Source organism: Pseudomonas oryzihabitans NBRC 102199 (genome assembly GCF_000730625.1).
GTDB classification, from domain to species: Bacteria; Pseudomonadota; Gammaproteobacteria; order Pseudomonadales; family Pseudomonadaceae; genus Chryseomonas; species Chryseomonas oryzihabitans.
Map to the genome: position 1 here is coordinate 94,760 of NZ_BBIT01000019.1, position 16,928 is coordinate 111,687.

16 protein-coding genes are annotated in these 16,928 nt (G+C 67.3%); 12 read left to right on the forward strand and 4 right to left on the reverse strand.

Features of this window, described 5'->3' with window-relative positions; genetic code table 11:
- Positions 1 to 12 precede the first annotated feature (12 nt).
- Together POR01S_RS19200 and POR01S_RS19205 are read right to left on the reverse strand one after the other, a co-directional pair.
- A complete protein-coding gene (locus tag POR01S_RS19200; protein ID WP_169742432.1) occupies positions 13 to 459 on the reverse strand; it encodes a hypothetical protein in 447 nt (148 codons plus the stop codon).
- 98 nt (positions 460 to 557) lie between these two features.
- Complete coding sequence (locus POR01S_RS19205) at positions 558 to 1,514, reverse strand: LysR family transcriptional regulator (RefSeq protein WP_042137740.1); 957 nt, start codon at positions 1,512 to 1,514, stop codon at positions 558 to 560.
- A gap of 208 nt (positions 1,515 to 1,722) precedes the next feature.
- On the opposite strand from POR01S_RS19205, the gene POR01S_RS19210 reads away from it, so the two are divergent.
- The 7 genes from POR01S_RS19210 (at position 1,723) to POR01S_RS19240 (ending at position 9,730) form a co-directional block, all read left to right on the forward strand.
- Positions 1,723 to 3,456: an AMP-binding protein gene (locus POR01S_RS19210; RefSeq protein WP_042137743.1), complete on the forward strand. Its 1,734-nt coding sequence runs from the start codon at positions 1,723 to 1,725 to the stop codon at positions 3,454 to 3,456.
- Positions 3,453 to 4,967: a CoA-acylating methylmalonate-semialdehyde dehydrogenase gene (locus POR01S_RS19215; RefSeq protein ID WP_042137744.1), complete on the forward strand. Its 1,515-nt coding sequence runs from the start codon at positions 3,453 to 3,455 to the stop codon at positions 4,965 to 4,967. Before POR01S_RS19210 ends, POR01S_RS19215 begins: the two co-directional genes overlap by 4 nt.
- A gap of 13 nt (positions 4,968 to 4,980) precedes the next feature.
- On the forward strand, positions 4,981 to 5,877 hold the full coding sequence (gene mmsB / locus POR01S_RS19220; protein ID WP_007162214.1) for a 3-hydroxyisobutyrate dehydrogenase: 897 nt from the start codon (positions 4,981 to 4,983) through the stop codon (positions 5,875 to 5,877).
- Positions 5,874 to 6,926, forward strand: a complete 1,053-nt coding sequence (locus POR01S_RS19225) for an enoyl-CoA hydratase/isomerase family protein (protein WP_042137746.1) — start codon at positions 5,874 to 5,876, stop codon at positions 6,924 to 6,926. The genes mmsB and POR01S_RS19225 overlap by 4 nt, the downstream gene beginning before the upstream one ends.
- An 11-nt stretch (positions 6,927 to 6,937) precedes the next feature.
- Positions 6,938 to 8,089: an acyl-CoA dehydrogenase family protein gene (locus POR01S_RS19230; protein ID WP_042137748.1), complete on the forward strand. Its 1,152-nt coding sequence runs from the start codon at positions 6,938 to 6,940 to the stop codon at positions 8,087 to 8,089.
- Between the two features lie 138 nt (positions 8,090 to 8,227).
- Positions 8,228 to 9,028, forward strand: coding sequence for a universal stress protein (locus tag POR01S_RS19235; RefSeq protein WP_007162211.1), 801 nt, complete (start codon positions 8,228 to 8,230; stop codon positions 9,026 to 9,028).
- A 150-nt stretch (positions 9,029 to 9,178) separates the two neighbouring features.
- Entirely contained in the window at positions 9,179 to 9,730 is a 552-nt protein-coding gene (locus tag POR01S_RS19240; protein ID WP_007162210.1) for an ATP-dependent Clp protease proteolytic subunit, read from the forward strand.
- 62 nt (positions 9,731 to 9,792) lie between these two features.
- Here POR01S_RS19240 and POR01S_RS19245 read toward each other — a convergent pair whose 3' ends face one another.
- On the reverse strand, positions 9,793 to 11,559 hold the full coding sequence (locus tag POR01S_RS19245) for a glycoside hydrolase family 5 protein (RefSeq protein WP_042137751.1): 1,767 nt from the start codon (positions 11,557 to 11,559) through the stop codon (positions 9,793 to 9,795).
- Between the two features lie 398 nt (positions 11,560 to 11,957).
- Here POR01S_RS19245 and POR01S_RS19250 point away from each other — a divergent pair, with 398 nt between their 5' ends.
- Together POR01S_RS19250 and POR01S_RS19255 are read left to right on the forward strand one after the other, a co-directional pair.
- Entirely contained in the window at positions 11,958 to 12,365 is a 408-nt protein-coding gene (locus POR01S_RS19250) for a response regulator (protein WP_007162208.1), read from the forward strand.
- A gap of 65 nt (positions 12,366 to 12,430) precedes the next feature.
- The gene (locus POR01S_RS19255; protein ID WP_042137752.1) at positions 12,431 to 12,643 is read left to right on the forward strand and encodes a hypothetical protein; all 213 of its coding nucleotides are present in this window, start codon (positions 12,431 to 12,433) and stop codon (positions 12,641 to 12,643) included.
- Positions 12,644 to 12,657: 14 nt separating this feature from the next.
- Here POR01S_RS19255 and POR01S_RS19260 read toward each other — a convergent pair whose 3' ends face one another.
- The gene (locus tag POR01S_RS19260; RefSeq protein WP_027597697.1) at positions 12,658 to 13,119 is read right to left on the reverse strand and encodes an Lrp/AsnC family transcriptional regulator; all 462 of its coding nucleotides are present in this window, start codon (positions 13,117 to 13,119) and stop codon (positions 12,658 to 12,660) included.
- A 223-nt stretch (positions 13,120 to 13,342) separates the two neighbouring features.
- On the opposite strand from POR01S_RS19260, the gene POR01S_RS19265 reads away from it, so the two are divergent.
- Genes POR01S_RS19265 through POR01S_RS19275 form a run of 3 tightly spaced genes read left to right on the forward strand, consistent with a single transcriptional unit; the run spans position 13,343 to position 16,926 of the window.
- Positions 13,343 to 14,575 carry a thiamine pyrophosphate-dependent enzyme gene (locus POR01S_RS19265; protein WP_042137754.1) on the forward strand — a complete coding sequence of 411 codons (1,233 nt, stop codon included), beginning with the start codon at positions 13,343 to 13,345 and terminating at the stop codon, positions 14,573 to 14,575.
- Positions 14,576 to 14,579: 4 nt separating this feature from the next.
- Positions 14,580 to 15,638 (forward strand): alpha-ketoacid dehydrogenase subunit beta, encoded by a 1,059-nt coding sequence (locus POR01S_RS19270; RefSeq protein ID WP_042137756.1) that lies wholly within the window; start codon positions 14,580 to 14,582, stop codon positions 15,636 to 15,638.
- Between the two features lies 1 nt (position 15,639).
- Positions 15,640 to 16,926: a dihydrolipoamide acetyltransferase family protein gene (locus POR01S_RS19275; RefSeq protein ID WP_042137758.1), complete on the forward strand. Its 1,287-nt coding sequence runs from the start codon at positions 15,640 to 15,642 to the stop codon at positions 16,924 to 16,926.
- Positions 16,927 to 16,928 lie beyond the last annotated feature (2 nt).

Below are 16,928 nucleotides of genomic sequence, written 5' to 3' on the forward strand. Positions count from 1 at the left end.
GCGAACCGCGGGTTACTCGATGGCCGGCAGGGTCTTGCCGCGGATGCGGCGCGCCAGGGAGTCGTAGATCTCGCGGCAGCCTTCGGCCCAGAAGCGGTCGGGATCGTCCTGGGGTTCGAGGGCGACGGAGAATTCGCCCTCGCGCTCCTTCAGCACGAAGTGGTCGTTGGTATAGAAGAAGGACAGGCCGATGGCGAAGGTCTGGGGCGTGCCGGCGAGGTCATCGACGATCACCGTGAGGTCATAGCGGGCATAGACCTCCAGTTCGCGCACGATATTGCCATCCACGCGCTTTTCCAGGCCCAGCCCGGCATCCACCTGATCGGCCGGGGTGAGGCCCAGGTAGCGGGTGAAGCAGTCCGGCAATTCATGCAGGCGGCGCTCCAGTCCCTGCCAATAGGCTTCTTCCCGCTCGGCCGCCTTGCTCAGCGCCTGACTCAATGCCTGATATCGTTCCATTGCCGTTCCCATCTGTTCACTGGAGGCCGTCGACGGACGACCGACAGCTCTGAGACCCCAGCCGGATCCCGGGGTGCCGCACCGATCGGCAACGGGCTTCAGGGCGTCGGCCAGCCCAGCACTGGCATGCGGGTTTCACCCAGCAGGAAGTCGCGATTGGCGTCGGTGCAGGCGCGCAGGTAGTCGGTCACCAGGGTGATGCGCCGCAGGCGGCGCAGGTCTTCGCGGTAATAGAGCCAGAATTGCCGGGTGATCTGGATCTGCTCTGGCAGCAGCGCCACCAGCCGCGGATCGGGCTCGGCGACAAAGCACGGCAGGATGGCCAGGGCGTGCCCGCACAGGGCCGCCTGGTACTGGGCGATCACGCTGGTGCTGCGCAGGCCGCTGCTGGCCTCGGGCAGGATCCGCTCCAGATAGAGCAGCTCGGGGCTGAAGGCGAGATCGTCGACGTAGGTGATGAATCTATGGCGCTGCAGATCGGCCAGCTGCGCGATGGGCGGATGGCTGGCCAGGTAGTCGGCGGTGGCATAGAGCCGCAGGCGGTAGTCGCACAGCTTGCGACAGACGTAGGGCCCGCGCTCGGGCCGCTCCAGGGTGATGGCGATGTCGGCTTCGCGGCGCGAGAGATTGACGAAGTGCGGCACCGGCAGCACCTCCAGGGTGATGCCCGGATAGCGATCCTGGAAGAAACTCAGCTGGGGCGCGACGAAGTAGCTGCCGAAGCCTTCGGTGGCGCCGATGCGCACCTGGCCGGAAGGCGCCAGCCGGGTATCGGAGATCTGCTCGCAGGCGGTCTGCAGGGTGCTCTCCAGGGTTTCCGCGTGCACCAGCAGGCGCTGGCCTTCCATGGTGAGGCTGAAGCCGGTGCTGCGCGACTTCTCGAACAGCAGCGCGCCCAGCGCCTTTTCCAGGGCGGCGATCCGCCGCGACACGGTGGTGTAGTCGACCCCCAGGCGCCGGGCGGCCGCGCTGGCCTTCTGGGTGCGCGCCACTTCGAGGAAGAATCTGAGGTCGTCCCAGTCGAGACGCGCAGCCGGGTTATTGGATTTTTGCATATCGGTCGGGCGTTTTTGTCGGAAGCCAGGAGACTTTTGCCGGAACTATACTGCTTACCAGGTCGCGTCACGAGCGGTGATGGCGCGAACCTCTGCTAGCCAACAACAATAACGAGCAGGCCACCATGACCCACCCTTACGCCCCATCCCGGCGCCAGGCCGGACGCTGCCCTTCCCTCCCGCCCCTGCAGGCCGCGGGGTATCGCCCATGACGGCCGGCGACGCCTTTCGCGAAGCGCGGGACTTCCTGCTGCGCCATCGCACCGACTACGCCACCGCCGTCCGCGATTTCCGCTGGCCGCAACTGGAACAGTTCAACTGGGCGCTGGACCATTTCGATCGCCTTGCAGAGGAGCATGCCGGTCCGGCGCTGTGGCGCCTCGACGCCGAGGGCCGGGAAGAGCGCTACAGCTTCGCCGAGTTGCGCCAGGCGTCGAATCGCACCGCCAATTTCCTGCGCGCCCAGGGTGTGCGCCGCGGCGAACGCATCCTGGTGATGCTGGGCAACGAGGTGGCGCTGTGGGAGACGCTGCTCGGCGCCTTCAAGCTGGGCGCCGTGGTGGTGCCCGCCACCACTCTGCTCAGCGACGCCGATCTGCAGGATCGGGTGCAGCGCGGGCGCATCGCCCACCTGGTGGTGGGCAGCGCCCACACGGAGCGTTGCGCCAGTCTGGATGCCGGCCTCACCCGCATCTGCGTCGGGGCGCCGGTGCCCGGCTGGCAGTCCTATGCGCCGGCCGCCTGTGCCAGCGACTTCCTGCCGGATGGCCCGACCCTCGCCACGGATCCGCTGCTGCTCTACTTCACCTCGGGGACCACCTCGCGGCCCAAGCTGGTGCTGCACAGTCACAGCAGCTATCCGGTCGGGCACCTGTCCACCCTGTATTGGATCGGTCTGCAACCGGGCGATGTGCACCTCAACATCTCGTCCCCCGGTTGGGCCAAGCATGCCTGGAGTTGCGTCTTCGCGCCCTGGAACGCCGGCGCTTGCGTGTTCATCCATGACGTGCCGCGCTTCAAGCCCCAGGCGCTGCTGGAGGTGCTGGCGCGCTATCCGGTCACCAGCCTCTGCGCGCCGCCCACGGTGTGGCGGATGCTGATCCAGGAGGATCTCGCCGCCTACCGCGAGCGCCTGCAGCTCCGCGAGCTGGTCGGCGCGGGCGAACCGCTCAATCCCGAGATCATCGACAGCCTGCAGGCGGCCTGGGGGCTGACCCTGAGAGATGGGTTCGGCCAGTCGGAAACCACCGCCCTGGTGGGCAACACCCCCGGACAGCCGCTCAAGCCGGGCTCCATGGGGCGCCCGCTGCCCGGGTGTCACATCGCGCTGCTGGATGCCGATGGCCGGCCGGGCGACGATGGCGAGGTGGCCCTGGCCCTGCAGCCACGGCCGGCCGGGCTGATGCTGGGCTACGAAGACAGCCCGGAAAAGACCGCCGAGGTGATGCGCGACGGCCATTACCGCACCGGCGATACCGCGGTGCGTGACGTCGAGGGCTATATCACCTTCGTCGGCCGCGCCGATGACGTCTTCAAGTCGGCGGACTACCGCATCAGCCCCTTCGAACTGGAGAGCGCCTTGATCGAGCACCCGGCGGTGATGGAGGTGGCGGTGGTGCCCAGCCCCGACCCCCTGCGCCTCAATGTGCCCAAGGCCTTCGTCATCCTGGCCGCCGGCCACGCGCCTTCGCCTGAACTCGCGCAAGAGCTGCTCGGCTTCGCCCGCGGCTGCCTGTCGCCCTACAAGCGGGTGCGCCGCCTGCAATTCGTCAGCGAATTGCCCAAGACGCTGTCCGGCAAGATCCGCCGCATCGAGTTGCGCCTCGGCGAGGCCCAACGCCGCGCCAGCGGCAGCGCCGATCTCCACGACTACGCCGAAGAAGACTTCGCCGCCCACCCTGCCCCGGCCACCCCGGCTACCGCTCAGGAATCCCTGTCATGATCCAGACCGCCATCAAAGACGTGCCGCTGCTGATCGACGGCCAGTTCGTCTCCTCCACCAGCCGCGAAAGCCGCGAGGTGATCAATCCGGCGACCCAGGAGGTGCTGGCGCGGGTGCCCTTCGCCACCGCCGAGGAGGTGCAGCGCGCCGTGGCCAGTGCCAAGGCGGCCTTCGCCACCTGGCGCAAGACGCCCATCGGCGCCCGGGCGCGCATCTTCCTGCGCTATCAGCAGCTGATCCGCGAGCACATGAGCGAACTGGCCGCGCTGCTCACCGCCGAACAGGGCAAGACCCTGGCCGACGCCGAGGGCGATGTCTTCCGCGGCCTGGAGGTGGTGGAGCACGCGGCGGCCATCGGCAACTTGCAGCTGGGCGAACTGGCCAACAATGTCGCCAGCGGGGTGGACACCTACACCCTGCTGCAACCCCTGGGCGTGTGCGCCGGCATCACCCCCTTCAACTTCCCGGCGATGATTCCGCTGTGGATGTTTCCCATGGCCATTGCCTGCGGCAACACCTTTGTCCTCAAGCCGTCGGAGCAGGATCCGCTGGTGACCATGCGCCTGGCCGAATTGGCACTGGAAGCCGGGGTGCCGCCCGGGGTGCTCAACGTGGTCCATGGCGGACCGGCGGTGGTGGACGCCCTCTGCGATCATCCGGACATCAAGGCGCTGTCCTTTGTCGGCTCCACCCGCGTGGGCACCCACGTCTATCGCCGCGCCAGCGAAGCCGGCAAGCGCGTCCAGTGCATGATGGGCGCCAAGAATCACGCGGTGGTGATGCCCGACGCGCCCCGCGAGCAGACGCTGGCCAACCTGGTGGGCGCCGCCTTCGGCGCGGCCGGTCAGCGCTGCATGGCGGTCTCGGTGGTGGTGCTGGTGGGCGAAGCCAATAGCTGGGTGCCGGACCTGGTGGCCAAGGCGCGCAGCCTCAACGTGGGTGCGGGTCACGAGCACGGCACCGACGTCGGCCCGCTGATCTCCTGCCAGGCGCTGGACCGGGTCAGCGGCCTGATCGAGCGCGGCGTGAGCGAAGGCGCGACCCTGGAGCTGGACGGTCGCAACATCCAGGTCGAGCGCTACGAGAAGGGCAACTTCGTTGGCCCGACGCTGTTCTCTGGGGTGACCACCGACATGACCCTGTATCGCGAAGAGCTGTTCGGACCGGTGCTCTGCGTGATGCACGCGGCCACCCTCGACGAGGCCATCGCCCTGATCAACGCCAACCCCAATGGCAACGGCGTCGCCCTCTTCACGCGCTCCGGCGCCGCGGCGCGGCGCTTCCAGGAAGACATCGACGTCGGCCAGGTCGGCATCAACGTGCCCATCCCGGTGCCGGTGCCGCTGTTCTCCTTCAGCGGTTCGCGCGCCTCCAAGCTGGGCGACCTGGGGCCCTATGGCAAGCAGGCGGTGCTCTTCTATACCCAGACCAAGACCATCACCACGCGCTGGCCCGACGAGCAGGACGTCGGCAGCGCCGGGGTCGTCAACACCACCATCACCCTCAAGTAAGGGAGACGCCAGCATGCATCTGGGATTTCTGGGACTGGGCAACATGGGCGCGCCCATGGCCCGCAACCTGCTCAAGGCCGGCCATCAGCTGACCGTCTATGACCTTTCCACCGCCGCCCTCGAAGCGCTGCGCGCCGAAGGCGCCGAGGTCGCCGCCTCGCCCACCGCCGTCGCCGAGAGCGGCGCGGAAGTGATCATCACCATGCTGCCCGCGGCTGCCCATGTGAAGACGGTTTATCTGGGCGACGACGGGCTGATCGCTCGGGCCCGACCGGGCACCCTGCTGATCGATTCCTCCACCATCGATCCGCTCAGCGCCCGGGCGGTGGCCAGCGCCGCCGCCGAGCGCGGTCTGGAATTGCTGGACGCACCGGTCTCCGGCGGCACCGGCGGCGCCGCGGCGGGCACCCTCACCTTCATGGTCGGCGGCAGCGAAGCCGGCTTCCAGCGCGCCCAGCCACTATTGGCCGCCATGGGCCGCAACCTGGTGCACTGCGGCGCCAGCGGCAACGGCCAGGTGGCCAAGGTGGCCAACAACCTGCTGCTGGGCATCTCCATGATCGGGGTGGCCGAGGCCATGGCCCTGGGCACCCGCCTGGGCATGGACGCCAAGACCCTGGCCGGAGTGATCAATACCAGCAGCGGGCGCTGCTGGAGTTCGGAGGTCAACAACCCCTATCCGGACGTACTGCCCCAGGCGCCGGCCTCGCGCGGCTACCAGGGCGGCTTCGCCGCCGACCTCATGCTCAAGGACCTGGGCCTCGCCACCGAGGCGGCGCGCGCCGTGCAGCAGCCGGTGATCCTCGGCGCAGTGGCGCAACAGCTCTACCAGAGATTCAGCCGCGCGGGTGGCGGCGGGCTGGATTTCTCGGCCATCATCCAGGACTACCTGGACGAGGACGGTGCATGAGCGACGCCAAGGTGCTGTTGGAAAGACGCGGCGGGGTCGGCTACCTGACCCTTGATCGCCCGGCCGGGCTCAATGCCCTGGATCTGGACATGGTGCGCGCCCTGCATGGGGCGCTGCGCGAGTGGGAGCAGGACCCGGGCGTGCGGGTGATCGTGCTCCGCGGCAACGGGCCCAAGGCCTTCTGCGCCGGCGGCGATGTGCGGGCCCTGTACGACAGCTACCAGCGCGGCGATGACCTGCACCTGACCTTCTTCACCGAGGAATACGCCCTCGACCTGGCGCTGCACCGCTATCCCAAGCCGGTGCTGGCCCTGGCCCAGGGGCTGGTGCTGGGCGGCGGCATGGGCCTGGTGCAGGCGGCGCGGCTGCGGATCGTCAGCGAGCGCACCCGCATGGCCATGCCGGAAACCGCCATTGGCTATTTCCCCGATGTCGGCGCCAGCCATTTCCTGCCGCGCCTGCCCGACCACCTGGGTCTCTATCTGGGGCTGACCGGCGTGCAGATCGGTCCGGCCGATGCCCTGGCCGCCGGCCTGGCCGATGTCTTCATTCCCGAAGCGGCCAACGCCGACCTGCTGCAGCGCCTGGAGGCAGCCACTGCCCAGGGCCCCACCGACCTGGCCGCCCTGCTGCAGGAATTCGCCGCGGCGCCGGCCGAAGCCGCGCGCCTGACCGATCTGCGCCCGGCCATCGCCGAGCACTTCGCGGCGGCCACCGTCGAGGAGCTGCGCGCCAGCCTGGAGGCGGAGCAGCGCCCCGCCTATCTCGACTGGGCGCAGGAGACCCTCGCCACCCTGGACGCCCGTTCGCCGCTGGCGGTCGCCACCGCCCTGGAGTTGCTGCGCCAGGGCGGCGGGCTGTCGCTGGAACAGTGCTTCGCCCTGGAGCTGCACCTGGATCGCCGCTGGTTCGAAAAGGGCGAGATCGTCGAGGGGGTGCGCGCCATGCTGGTGGACAAGGACCGCACGCCGCACTGGAATCCGGCCCGCTGGCAGGACCTGGATCCACGCCGCGTCGCTGCCTTTTTCGCCGATTTTCGCCATTCCTGAGGGAGGCTCCCATGCACGACATCGAACTCACCGAAGAACAACGCATGATCCGCGACCTGGCGCGTGACTTCGCCCGCCGCGAGGTCGCGCCCCACGCCCGCGCCTGGGAAAAGGCCGAGTGGATCGACGACGCCGTGGTCGCCCAGCTGGGTGAGCTGGGCCTGCTGGGCATGGTGGTGCCCGAGCAATGGGGCGGCACCTACCTGGATTACGTCGCCTATGCCCTGGCGGTGGAAGAGATCTCCGCCGGCGACGGCAGCCTCGGCGCCCTGATGAGCATCCACAGCTCGGTGGGCTGCGGCCCGCTGCTGCGCTACGGCAACGCCGCACAGCAGGACCGCTGGCTACCCGACCTGGCGGCCGGCAAGGTCATCGGCTGCTTCTGCCTGACCGAACCCCAGGCCGGCTCCGAGGCGCACAATCTGCGCACCCGGGCGGTACTCGACGGCGACAGCTGGGTGCTCAATGGCAGCAAGCAATTCGTCAGCAACGGTCGCCGCGCGGGGCTGGCCATCGTCTTCGCGGTGACCGATCCGGAGCTGGGCAAGAAGGGCCTGTCGGCCTTTCTGGTGCCTACCGACACCCCCGGCTTTCGCGTCGAGCGCACCGAGCACAAGATGGGCCTGCGCGCCTCCGACACCTGCGCGGTCACCCTGGACAACTGCCGCATCCCGGCGGCCAACCTGCTGGGCGAGCGCGGCAAGGGGCTGGCCATCGCCCTGTCCAACCTGGAAGGCGGCCGCATCGGCATCGCCGCCCAGGCGCTGGGGATCGCCCGCGCGGCCTTCGAGGCGGCGCTGGGCTATGCCCGCGAACGCATCCAGTTCGACAAGGCGATCATCCAGCACCAGAGCATCGCCAACATGCTGGCGGACATGCATACGCGCCTCAATGCCGCGCGGCTGCTGATCCTGCATGCGGCGCGGCTGCGCACGGCGGGCCAGCCCTGCCTGAGCGAAGCCTCCCAGGCCAAGCTGTTCGCCACCGAGACGGGCGAATGGGTGTGCTCCAAGGCCATCCAGATTCATGGCGGCTACGGCTACCTGGAGGACTACCCGGTGGAGCAGTACTACCGCGACATCCGCATCACCCAGATCTACGAAGGCTCCAGTGAAATCCAGCGCCTGCTGATCACCCGGGAACTCGATCGCTACGAAATGTGAGGGCGTCCGGGATGACGGCCGTGACCTGCCCAGCAAAAGCCGAAGATGACACCCAGGCGTCATCTGGACAGCACTGGGCGGGTGCTACGCTCCTGACAGGGATCGTGTCTGGTCCCGGTCTTGCCAAGGAATACCGTTATGGCCTCCCTGCTCGCCTGCATCGATGGATCTCCCCACGCCGAAAGCGTCTGCGACCACACCGCCTGGTTGTCGCGACGACTGGACGCGCCCGTCACCCTGCTGCACGTGCAGGAGTCGGCCAGCAGCGGCAAGAAGGTCGCCAACGGCGCCCCGGTCTATCTGGACGATGACGTCGGCGCCGGCATGGCCAAGGCGCTGCTGCTCAATGCCCGCCAACGCCTGCTGCAGCAGGGCCTGACCTCGGCGCCGCAGATCCTGCGCCGCCCCGAGGGGCTGGTGGATACCCTCAAGACCCTGGAAGCCGACACCCGCCTGCTGGTGATCGGCAAGCGCGGCGAGCGCTCCGGGGACAGCGGCATCGGCAGCCAGCTGGAGGCCGTGGTCCGCGCCGTGCACCGGCCGATCCTGATCTGTTCGGGGCCGTTCAAGCCGCCGCGGCAATTCACCATCGCCTATGACGGCCGGGAAGCCACCCACCAGGGCATCCTGGCGCTGGCGCGCAGTCCGCTGCTGGCCGGCATGAGCGGCACCCTGCTGCGCGTCGGCGAAGACGATCCGATCCTGCGCAAGCGCCTGGATGACCTGGCCCTGCTGCTGCGCAGCGCCGGTTGCCGGGTCGACACCACCGTCGCCCATGGCGACGTGGAGCGCATCGTCCCCCGCCACCTCGACGAACGCCGGGCCGACCTGCTGATCATGGGCGCCTACAGTCACTCCTCGGTCTGGCGCTTCCTGCGCGGCAGTCGCACCACCCAGCTGCTGCACAAGACCGAAGTACCGATGCTGCTGCTGCGCTGAGACCGCGCCTCTACCCGGGCACAGCCCATCCGCTCGGGACGCGTTTCGTCGGCCAGCCGACGCCAGCGCTCAAGCCCACCCGAAAATCGCCGAAGCAGAAGACATAGAGCCCTGCCCTCTGTCGGGCTCCCCGGCGCGTCGGTAGGCCCCATGAGCACCCATGTCATCCATTTCACCGGTCCCATCAATTCCACCAGCTGCGGCCAGCTGATCGCCCAGTGCTCCCAGGCCGTGCAGCAGGACGCCTCGCGCATCCTGCTCAAGATCGCCACCATGGGCGGCGATTGCAGCTACGGCTTCACGATGTACAACTTCCTGCTGTCCCTGCCGCTGCCGGTGCATACCCACAACCTGGGCACCGTCGAGTCCATGGGCAACATCCTCTTCCTGGCCGGCGAACACCGCACCGCCAGTCGTCACAGCAAATTCCTCTACCACTCCTTCTACTGGAATCTGAACAACTCGGTGGACCATGCGCGCATGGCCGAATACGCCATGTGCCTGGACTACGACCTGGATCTCTATGCCCGCATCGTCGCCGAGCGCACCGCCGGTGCCGCCGAGGCCCTGGACATCCACAGCTGCCTCAAGGCCAACGCCCGGCTGCTGAGTCCGGAAGCGGCCCTGACCACCGGGGTGATCCATGCCGTCGACGAATGCCGCGTGCAGCCGGGTGAGGTCACCACCTTCATCCATCTCTGAGCAGGCAAGAAAAAACCCGGTGACCTTTGGCCACCGGGTTTTTTATTGCCCGACCCCGGGGATCAGCGGCTGAAGGACACCAGGGTGTTGGGGTAGCCGACGCTGGCATCCAGGCGGCTGGCGTCGAAGAACACCCCCAGGTTGTTGGCGCCATCCTGCACATAGCTGATCTTGAGGATCTGGCCATTGACCAGGCGCACCGAGCCACCCAGCTTGAAGGCCGAGCGATTGGCCGCGGTGGCCGGGATGGAGATGGCCGCGGCGCGACGGTAGACGCCGCGATTCCAGTCGGCATTGGTGAAGTCGTTGATGGCGCTGCTGACGCTGGCGGCGCTGGTCACCCCGGTGGGCGACACGGTCACGGTCTTGGGATAGCCCACGGCGTTGCCGTTGAAGGGCGTGCCTTCGGTGAAGACCCCCAGGCTGTTGCCGGCCTGCACCGAGGAGATCCGCCGCACCTGGCCATCCGCGGTGGTCAGGTAGGCACCGGCCTTGAAGGCGGCGCGATTCACCGCGGTCCCGGGTACCGAGACGGCGGCCTTCTTGAGGAACACCCCCTTGTGCCAGTCCGAGTTGGTGAAGTCGTTGATCACCGAGGTAACCGTGCCTGCGGTCGCGCCATTGCTCGGCGGCACCTGAACGCCTGCATTACTGCCTACGTTTCCGGTGTTGCCGGCGCTGCTGCCGCTGCCGGAATTGCCCACGGCGCCGGCGCTACCGCCAGCCGAACCGCTGTTGCCGGCCGTGCCACCACCGTTGGCCGGGGTGGTGCTGCCGCTGGCGACCGGGCCGATGGCGGTGCAGCTGCTGTCGTCCAGGTACTTGCGCAGGGTCGGCCACTGCGGCCGCTCCTGGCCATTGATCGGCTCCACCGACATGAAGTAGCTGCCCCAGCCCGGACCCGCGGCCCAGTAGGAGGCCGGGATGCAGTTCTGCTTGAGGTAGGCCAGCATGTTGTCCATCAGCAGGTTCCAGCGCGGATTGTTGTCCGGTACGCCGAATTCACCGATATAGCCGCGCTTGCCGTTCTTCTTCAGCCAGTCGACGAAGGGCTTCACCCGGGTCACGCCATAGTTGGCGTCGAGCTTGTTGACGTCGGTCTTGTCGTAGCTGCCGCCAGCGTTCTCGTCGAAGTAGGAATGCGCCGAGAAGATGATGTTGTTGGCCGGATCCTTCAGCCCCAGCAGGGCATCGTTGAACTCGGCCCAGCGGGTGGCGCTCGACCAGCCGTTGCCTTCGACGATGACCGGACGGGTGCTGTCCACCGCGCGCACGCCATTGATGCCGTACTGGGCCGCGGTCGGCCAGTAGGCCATGGCATCGTGGGGCTCGTTCATGATGTCGTAGGCGTACAGCGAGGACTGGCCGCTCCACTGCCGCGCAATGTGGGTCATGATCTCCTGATAGCGGGCATAGGGGACGCCGCTGGTGCCGATCACCTGACCGCGATAGCGGGCATAGTTGTGCAGGTCGAGGATGATCTTGATGCCGTGCTTTTGCGCATAGCCGAAGGTCTGGTTCACCAGGGCGACGTAGGCACTGTCCAGTGGGCCGCCCAGCTTGGGTTGCAGGCGCTCCCAGATGATGGGGAAACGGATCAGTTTGACGCCCCGCGCGCTCCACTGCTGGAAGTAGGCCTCCACCGGAAAGATGTAGTTGGTGCCATTGATGCCGGGCAGCACCTGGGGCGCGAAGCCCGCACCCGACAGATTCAGACCGACCAGGCTGACAGGCTCGGCCTGGGCAACGCCAGCGGACAGCGCGAGAACGGTAGCGGCCGCGGCGAGCGGACGACGAAGGGCGGTAGCGAGGGAGCGGATAGGCGTCATGGACAGATACTGCTTTGGGAGGCGTGGCGTCGATGTCCTTTGTGTACGAGCAAAGCCTGGGTTTAGGTAAGGCCACTGGGACGTGACAAGAAAAGCACTCTGCGTCCTGCAGTTGCCTTACCCAATACAAGTCATATGCCAGGTCGCTGAAACCTTTCACCGCGGCGGTGGTCATGCACGACCGCAGGGTGTCGCAAAGCACCGCTCTAGAGCCTTTGCAGGAAACGTAACCAAATATGCGTGGCATGGCGTCGCAGCGTGCGAAAGCTGCGCGCGACAAAATAATCACGGCACGAAGACAGAAATCTGACGCCAAATTCAGTGGCACATGGCCTGGGGAATTTTCCCGGGTCGCCGCTATCCAAGGCTCAGCAACGTCTTGTATATAAGGTCCAGTCATGCGCGCAGAACAGCCGGGAACCCCTGTCTTCCGACCCACCATCCTGGTGGTGGACGACGAGCCACTGGTCGCGGATTTCGTTACCGAGATCCTCGAACCCGAAGGCTTCAATATCATCGCCGCTGACTCCGCCGATGCTGCCTTGTCACTGTTGGAGAAAGAGGACGCCAATATCGACATCCTGTTGACGGACATTCGCATGCCCGGCTCCATGGATGGCGCTCAACTGGCCAATCTGGTGTGCCAACGCTGGGCAGATATGCCCATTATTGTCATGTCCGGCTACGAAACGCCGTCTACCGCCAGCATCAAGTGCAAGGTGCGCTTCCTGCCCAAGCCCTGGTCGATCGGTCAATTGATCGATGCCGTGAATGGCGTCGCCTATTCTGTTACGCCCAGTGCCTGAAGATCGAGGAACCCTGGCGATGTGAATGGTGTCACATCGCCACCTCGGTACTTCGGACAACAACAATGCTTGCCCTCACCCACCAGTTCGTCGCCCAGCTGCCCAACATCGACTGCCTGTTCGGCCCCCTGACCCCGGATGGCGGTCTGCCGGTGCAAGTCTGTCGTCCCGCCAGCGAACATCGCCTGACCCTGATGCTGGATACCGCCCGCCTGCGCGACCGCGCCTATTGCGCAACCCAGGCGCAGCAGGTCCGCACTTCCCTCGGTATCCGCTAGTCGTTGCACGCGCCTCATAGCGGCGGCGCCGGTCGCAACAGCACGGCCTTGAGCGAGAAGGCCGAGGTCACGCTGGCCACCCCGGGAATGCAGGTCAGGGTCTCGGCGAGAAAGTGCTGATAGGCTGCGAGATCCTGCACCACCACCCGCAATACGTAGTCCGCATCCCCGGTCATCTGGAAACAGCTCATCACCTGGGGCGCCTTGACGATCTCCCGCTCGAAGGCGCGCAGGTAGTCGGTGGACTGCTTTTCCAGGCGCACCGACACGAAGACGCTGACACTGCCGGCCAGCCGGGTTTCATCGAGCTGGGCGTGATAGCCCTGGATGTAACGCTCCTCCTCCAGTCGCTTGACCCGCCGTAGCGTCGGGGTCAGCGACAGCCCGATCTTTTGCGCCAGATCGCGCCAGCTCAGGCGGCCATCGGCGGACAGGGCGTTGAGGATGCGCAGGTCGATACGGTCCAGACCAGCCATGGTGCAAAACCTCTACTGTTGTTCTTGTACGGAGTTCAATAGCACCAAAAGGCCGGGCTGCCCACCCCGAAATTGCGGCAAAACGGCTAGCCATGCCGGCCTATACTCAGGCGACCAATAACAAGAATGCCGAGGCCTCCACCATGTGGCACCCTGCATCGCATCCGGACGGCCAACCCGTCCTGCGACCCGCCCGCACCCTCTTCCACCAGGAGGGGCGGCCATGAGCGACTACCCACCCCTGCGCTTGCACGTTCCAGAACCCAGCGGCCGCCCGGGACGCCCCACCGACTTCAGCTACCTGCAACTCTGCCCCGCCGGCCGTGCGGAAAAGCCGCCCATCGACGTGGCACCGGTGGATACCCGCGAACTCGCGACCCAGCTGATCCGCATCCTTGACGAAGAGGGTCGCGCCGTCGGCCCCTGGGCCACCGAAGAAGCGCCCGAATTGCTGCTGCAGGGCCTCAGGGCCATGCTCAAGACTCGGCTGTTCGATGCGCGGATGCTCAAGGCCCAGCGGCAGAAGAAGCTCTCCTTCTATATGCAGTGCCTGGGCGAGGAAGCCATCGCCGTCGGCCAGACCCTGGCCTTGCGCCCGGACGACATGCATTTCCCCACCTATCGCCAGCAGGGCATCCTCATCGCCCGCGAGGCGCCGCTGGACGAGATGATCTGCCAGCTGCTGTCCAACGCCCGGGATCCGCTCAAGGGTCGCCAGCTGCCGGTGATGTACTCCTACCGCGACCTCGGCTTCTTTTCCATCTCCGGCAACCTGGGCACCCAGTACATCCAGGCGGTGGGCTGGGCCATGGCCTCGGCGATCAAGGGCGACACCCGCATCGCCGCGGGCTGGATCGGCGACGGCGCCACCGCCGAAGGCGATTTCCACGCCGCCCTCACCTTCGCCCACGTCTATCGGGCGCCGGTGATCCTCAACATCGTCAATAACCAGTGGGCCATTTCCACCTTCCAGGCCATCGCCGGCGGCGAGGGCATCACCCTGGCCACCCGCGGCCTCGGCTATGGCATCGCCGCCCTGCGGGTGGATGGCAATGACTTCCTGGCCGTGCTGGCCGCCTCGCGCTGGGCCGCCGAGCGCGCCCGGCGCAACCTGGGGCCGACCCTGATCGAGTGGGTGACCTATCGCGCCGGCCCCCACTCCACCTCGGACGACCCGTCCAAATACCGTCCCGCCGATGACTGGACGCACTTCCCCCTGGGCGATCCCATCGACCGGCTCAAGGCGCACCTGATCGGTCGTGGCCTCTGGTCGGAGGAACAACACCAGGCGCTGAGCGCCGAGCTGGAAGCCGAGGTGGCCGCTGCCCAGAAGGCCGCCGAAGCCCACGGCACCTTCGCCAGCGATCTCGTCCCCAGCGCCGCCGACATGTTCGAGGAGGTCTATCAGGACCTGCCGCCGCACCTGCGCCGCCAACGCCAACAGCTCGGGAAGTGACGCCATGACCGTACAACAGGAAACCGACCTGCCGACCCAGGCCGGCAGCCGCAGCACCCTGACCATGATCCAGGCCATCCGCTCGGCCATGGACGTGATGCTCGAACGCGACAGCAACGTGGTGGTGTTCGGCGAGGACGTCGGCTATTTCGGCGGCGTCTTTCGCTGCACCGAGGGCCTGCAGGCCAAGTATGGCGCCTCGCGGGTATTCGACGCGCCCATCTCGGAGAACGGTATCGCCGGCGCCGCGGTGGGCATGGGCGCCTACGGCCTGCGACCGGTGGCGGAGATCCAGTTCGCCGACTACGTGTACCCGGCCATCGACCAGATCGTCTCCGAGGCGGCGCGGCTGCGCTATCGCTCGGTGGGCCAGTTCACCTCGCCGCTGGTGTTCCGCATGCCCTGCGGTGGCGGCATCTATGGCGGCCAGACCCACAGCCAGAGTCCCGAGGCCATGTTCACCCAGGTCTGCGGCCTGCGCACCGTGATGCCCTCCAATCCCTATGACGCCAAGGGCCTGCTGATTGCTTCCATCGAGAGCGACGATCCGGTGATCTTTCTCGAACCCAAGCGCCTCTACAACGGCCCCTTCGACGGCCATCACGACCGCCCGGTGACGCCCTGGTCCGGCCATCCGGCCAGCGCCGTGCCGGACGGCTACTACCGGGTCGAGCTGGAACGCGCCGCGGTGGTCCGTCCCGGCAAGCAGGTCACGGTGCTGACCTATGGCACCACCGTCTGGGTCGCCCTGGCGGCGGCTGCCGAGACCAGCATCGACGCCGAGGTGATCGACATTCGCAGCCTTTGGCCGCTGGACCTGCAGACCCTCACCGATTCGGTGAACAAGACCGGCCGCTGCGTGGTGGTCCACGAAGCCACCCGCACCTGCGGCTATGGCGCCGAGCTGGTGTCCCTCATGCAGGAGCACTGCTTCCATCGCCTGGAGGCGCCCATCGAGCGGGTGACCGGCTGGGATACCCCCTATCCCCACGCCCAGGAATGGGACTACTTCCCGGGTCCGTCCCGGGTCGGCGCCGCGCTCAAGCGCGTGATGGAGGTCTGAGATGGGTACCCATGTCATCAAGATGCCCGACATCGGCGAAGGCATCGCCGAGGTGGAACTGGTCAAGTGGTACGTGGCGGTGGGCGACGAGGTCAGCGAAGACCAGACCCTGGCCGACGTCATGACCGACAAGGCCATGGTGGAAATTCCTTCGCCGGTGGTGGGCCGGGTGGTCGCCCTGGGCGGCGAACCTGGCCAGGTAATGGCCGTAGGCGCCGAGCTGATCCGCCTGGAGGTGGCCGGCGACGGCAATCTGCGCGAGGCCAGTCGCCCCGCGCCGGTGGCAGCCACTGCGGCGCCAGCCCCCAAGGCGGAAGCGCCCAAGCCCGAGGCGGCTCCAGCCCCGCGTCGCGCGGAAGCGGAGGTCCCGCGCGACGACGACCGACCAGCTTCCCGCCCGGCCCCCGGCAGTCCGCCGCTGGCGTCTCCCGCGGTGCGCCAGCACGCCTGGGACCTGGGCATCGAACTCCGCTTCGTCACCGGCAGCGGTCACGGCGGGCGCATCCTGCATGGCGATCTGGAGGCCTATGTGCAGCAACGCGACGCCGGCTTGCCGCCCGCCACTGGCGGCGGTGGCCTGGCGAAACGCATTGGCGAGGAGCGCATCCCGCTGATCGGCCTGAGACGCAAGATCGCCGAGAAGATGCAGGCCGCCAAACGGCATATCCCCCACTTCACCTATGTGGAAGAGGTGGATGTCACCGAGCTGGAAGCCCTGCGCGCCACCCTCAATCAGCGCTGGCAGGGTCGTCGTGCCCACCTCACCCTGCTGCCCTTTCTGGCGCGAGCCCTGGTGGTGGCGGTACGGGACTTTCCGCAGATGAATGCGCGCTTCGACGAAGAGAGCAGCACCGTGACGCGCTATGGCGCGGTGCACCTGGGCATCGCCACCCAGGGCGAACAGGGGCTCGCGGTGCCGGTGGTCCGCCACGCCGAGGCGCTGGATCTCTGGGGCTGCGCCCAGGAGGTGGCCCGGCTGGCCACCGCGGTGCGCGGCGGCAAGGCCGGTCGCGACGAACTCTCCGGCTCGACCCTGACCATCAGCAGCCTGGGTCCGCTGGGGGGCATCGCCTCCACGCCCATCATCAACCATCCCGAGGTGGCCATCATCGGCGTCAATCGCATCGTCGAGCGCCCGGCCTTCCGCCATGGGCTGGTGGTGCCACGCAAGCTGATGAATCTCTCCGCTTCCTTCGACCACCGGCTGATCGATGGCCAGGACGCCGCCAGCTTCATCCAGGCCGTGCGCCAGCTGCTCGAACAACCCGCCACCCTCTTCCTGGAGTAGCC